General features: G+C 65.6%; 3 protein-coding genes and 1 pseudogene. 3 read left to right on the top strand and 1 reads right to left on the bottom strand.

What is annotated here, in order from left to right:
- The 3 genes and pseudogenes from AB0D34_RS47195 to AB0D34_RS47185 all read left to right on the top strand — a co-directional run.
- Window positions 1–158: pseudogene (locus AB0D34_RS47195) on the top strand (formyl-CoA transferase); the annotation flags it as partial.
- A gap of 174 nt (window positions 159–332) precedes the next feature.
- A complete protein-coding gene (locus AB0D34_RS47190; protein ID WP_362674375.1) occupies window positions 333–1,724 on the top strand; it encodes an OFA family MFS transporter in 1,392 nt (463 codons plus the stop codon).
- 1 nt (window position 1,725) lies between these two features.
- On the top strand, window positions 1,726–3,141 hold the full coding sequence (locus AB0D34_RS47185; protein WP_362674373.1) for an OFA family MFS transporter: 1,416 nt from the start codon (window positions 1,726–1,728) through the stop codon (window positions 3,139–3,141).
- A gap of 108 nt (window positions 3,142–3,249) precedes the next feature.
- Here AB0D34_RS47185 and AB0D34_RS47180 read toward each other — a convergent pair.
- A partial coding sequence (locus tag AB0D34_RS47180) for an FCD domain-containing protein (RefSeq protein WP_362674377.1) occupies window positions 3,250–3,403 on the bottom strand: 154 nt, incomplete at its 5' end.

Below are 3,403 nucleotides of genomic sequence, written 5' to 3'. Positions count from 1 at the left end.
CCTTCACCACGGTCGGCAACCCGCTGAAACTCTCCGACTCCCCCACCACCATCACCACCCCACCCCTCCTCGGCCAACACAACGAAGAGATCTACATAGGCGAACTGGGTCTCGGTGACGAGGAGTTGCGGCTGCTCAAATCGGGCGGGGTGATCTGACGTGGTGAAGCGGAGCCACGTCCCCGGGCCGTTGGGCGGTGGTCCATGACGTGAACGAGCACGGGGTCCGGCGACGGTGCGCGTCGGCCGACCCCGGAGATCCGTGCGCGCACGAAAGGCATTTGGACAGGGGGCGCTGGCCAGATCTTTCGACGCAAGGAGTGCTTGAAGACTATGACAGCCATCGACTACTCGTCGTCCGCCACCTACAGGGAGGTGACGGACCGCAACGGCCGCGTGTACCGGATCGGCGAGACCGACCGGAACATCATGGGACGGCCACGATGGACCATGGTGCTCTTCCCGTGGATGGGCATGCTGGGCATCAGTTCCTCGGAGTACGCGTTCACGTCGGCCGAGGACACACTGCACGAGGCGCATCTGTGGAGCAGTGGGCACATCTTCTGGCTGATGGGCGTCTGGGTGTTCTTCCAGGCGGCCGTGGCCTTCCCCGCCGGGCAGCTCAGGGAGAGCGGAAAGCTGCCGGCCCGCTACGCGATGATGGTCGGTGCGCTGGGCACGATCCTGGGCTATCTCTCGCTCGCGTTCGCGCCGAACGTGATCGTCGCGTACCTGGGCTTCGGTGTGTGCAGCGGCATCGGCGCCGGTTTCGTGTATGCGACCTGCGTGAACATGGTCGGCAAGTGGTATCCGGAGCGCAAGGGCGGCAAGACCGGCATGGTCAACGGCGGTTTCGCCTATGGCTCGGTGCCCTTCGTCTTCCTGTTCACCTCGTACATGGACCTGAGCAACTACCGGGGCGTACTGGTGGCGGTGGGCCTGGTCTGCTGCTCGGTGGTGGCTTTCGCGGGCTGGTTCTTCAAGGACCCGCCGAAGAACTGGTGGCCGCCGCACGTCGACCCGCTCAAGATGACCGACGACCCGAAGATCCGTCGGGCGCTGGAGAAGAACCCGCCGGCGGTCAAGCAGTACACCCCGAAGGAGGCGGCGCGTACGCCCGTCCTGTGGATGATGTGGTTCTGTCTGCTGTGCACGGCCGGGATCAACATCTTCGGCATCGCCTTCCAGGTGCCGTTCGGCAAGGACATGGGCTTCGCGGGCGGGATCGTGGCCACGGCGATGTCCCTGAAGGCGATCGTCAACGGCACCGGGCGCGGGGTCATCGGCTGGATCTCCGACAAGTTCGGGCGCCGCAACACCCTGATCATCGTGTGTCTGGTGCTGGGTACAGCGCAGTTCGGTGTGCTCGTCTCCGGCCAGATGGGCAGTATGCCGTTCTTCCTCTTCTGCTCCATGGTCTCCGGCTTCGGCGGCGGCGCGATCTTCCCGCTGTTCGCCGCCATGACCGCGGACTACTTCGGTGAGAACAACAACGCCTCCAACTACGGCATGGTCTACAGCTCGAAGCTCATCTCGGGCCTCGTGGGTTCCGGTGTCGGCTCCATCGTGGTCGGCGTGTGGGACTACGAGGGGGCGTTCGTCCTGGCCGGTTGTATCGGCCTGGGATCCGCGGTGCTTGCGCTGTTCCTGAAAGCGCCCGGCCGGCCCAAGACCAGTCGCAGGACCGTCCCCAACCCGCAACCGCTCGGCGAGGAAATGGCCTGACATGACGGCAGATCCGTACGCAGCACACAGCGAGACCGACAAGACCGCACACTCCACCGCCGCACAACGTCCCTACCGAGAAGTGACCGACGCCAACGGCCGCGTCTACCGCGTCGGCGAGACCGACCGGGACATCCTCGGCCACTCGCGCAAGCTCATGGTGTATCTGCCCTGGCTCACCATGATGGCCATCAGCGTCTTCGAGTACGCGTACGGCTCGGCGGAGGACACCCTGTCCCACGCACATGGCTGGACGCAGAGCAACACCTTCTGGATCCTCAGCGTCTGGGTCTTCTTCCAGGCCGGCATCGCCTTCCCGGCGGGCTGGCTGCGGGAGAAGGGCATCCTGACCGCCCGCAAGGCCATGTACATCGGCTCGGGCATGTGTCTGGTCGGGTTCCTCGCCCTGTCGCACCTGAGCAACGTCTGGCTGGCGATCCTGGGGTTCGGCGTCATAGGCGGAATCGGCGCCGGACTGGTCTACGCGACCTGTATCAACATGGTCGGCAAGTGGTTCCCCGAACGCCGGGGTGCCAAGACCGGGTTCGTCAACGGCGGCTTCGCGTACGGATCACTGCCCTTCATCTTCATCTTCAACTACGGCTTCGACACGGCGAACTACCACCGTGTCCTGGACCTCATCGGCTGCTACATCCTGATCGTGGTCGTGGGCTGCGCGTTCTTCTTCAAGGACCCGCCGAAGAACTGGTGGCCCGCGGACATCGACCCGCTCACGTACGGCGGCAGCAAAAAGGGTGCCGTCGTGCTCGCCAAGAACCCTCCGGCGGTACGGCAGTTCACGCCGAAGGAGGCCGTCAGGACCGGCATGCTTCCCCTCATGTGGGTCGCCCTCGTCATGACCGCGGGGGTGTCGATCTTCGGGATCTCCTTCCAGGTCGACTACGCCAAGGAGGTGGGATTCGGTCCGCTGGTGGCGGCCTCATCGATGGGTGTCATGGCGGTCATCAACGGCATCGGACGCGGGGTGGTGGGCTGGCTGTCCGACAAGTGGGGCCGCAAGTCCACACTGGTGTTCGTGATCGTCGTCCTGGGTCTCGCACAGTTCGGGGTGATCTGGGCCGGTGACGTCAAGAGCGAGTCGCTGTTCCTGTTCTTCGCGTTCCTCTCCGGGTTCGGCGGCGGTGCGTTCTACCCGCTGTTCGCGGCGCTGACCCCGGACTACTTCGGGGAGAACTTCAACGCCTCCAACTACGGGCTGGTGTACAGCGGCAAGCTGATCAGCGGTCTGTTCGGCGGCGGCCTCGGCTCCATGGTCGTCGCGGCGTGGGGCTACGACGGCGCGTACGCCCTGGCCGGCGCCACGTCCATGCTGGCGGCGGCGATCGCCCTACTGCTACGGCAGCCGGGACGGCCACGGGGCAGCACACCGGCCCCACAGCCACAGGCCGCGGCCTGAGCAGAGCGGTTCGGTTGTCAGGCGGCCCTCCTACGGCGTTAGTCGGGGAGGGGCGCCTGATCTGGTTGGACCCGGTGTCAGGGAGCCTGAACCCGTCCGGCCCGTCCCCTACTTCTCGTGGTCGTGGTACATCTTCCGCGTCTGTTCCGTGTGTTCCCGCATGACAGCGGTGGCGCGCTGCTGGTCCCGGTCGGCGATCGCGGCGATCAGCGCCCGGTGTTCGATCCAGGACTGACGCCCACGCTGCCGCGCGATCGGCGTG

Origin of the sequence: Streptomyces sp. NPDC048420 (genome assembly GCF_040651535.1) — a bacterium.
Lineage (GTDB): Bacteria > Actinomycetota > Actinomycetes > Streptomycetales > Streptomycetaceae > Streptomyces.
The sequence above is the reverse complement of the archived record's forward strand: the minus strand, read 5'-3'. Positions and strand labels throughout refer to the sequence as shown.

Coding starts and splice junctions, on each gene's coding strand:
- AB0D34_RS47185 (WP_362674373.1), top strand. CDS start 1,726: ATGACGGCAGATCCGTACGCAGCACACAGCGAGACCGACAAGACCGCA.
- AB0D34_RS47190 (WP_362674375.1), top strand. CDS start 333: ATGACAGCCATCGACTACTCGTCGTCCGCCACCTACAGGGAGGTGACG.